Genomic DNA, 386 nt, shown 5'->3' on the forward strand with positions numbered 1-386 from the left:
CGGCGGCGTCGATCGACGACGTCGGGGCGGCCTCGGGCAAGGCGGCGACAAAGGCGGCCGGGGTGGTGGTCGACGACGCGGCGGTGACGCCCCGCTACGTCACCGGCCTGTCGCCCAGCCGCGAACTGCCCATCATCGGCAAGATCGCCGCCGGCTCGGTCCGCAACAAGCTGTTGCTGATCCTGCCCGTGGCCCTGCTGCTGGCCAGTTTCGCACCCTGGGCTCTAACGCCCATCCTGATGTGCGGCGGAACCTATCTGTGTTTCGAAGGCGCCGAGAAGCTGATGGAGATGTTCGGCGGCGGCGGTCACGCCGACGCCGCGCCCGCGGCCGGCGATCCCGCCGCCCTGGAGGCCGCCACGGTCTCCGGCGCGGTGCGCACCGAC

Annotated in this window: 1 protein-coding gene; it reads left to right on the forward strand. The window is 72.3% G+C overall.

The genetic code is table 11. The features are described 5' to 3' along the window. Positions 1-386: DUF808 family protein (locus tag B2U11_RS04715; RefSeq protein WP_292070275.1), on the forward strand; the 386-nt coding region annotated here is incomplete at both ends.

It is taken from the genome of Brevundimonas sp. UBA7534 (genome assembly GCF_002479325.1).
GTDB lineage: Bacteria > Pseudomonadota > Alphaproteobacteria > Caulobacterales > Caulobacteraceae > Brevundimonas.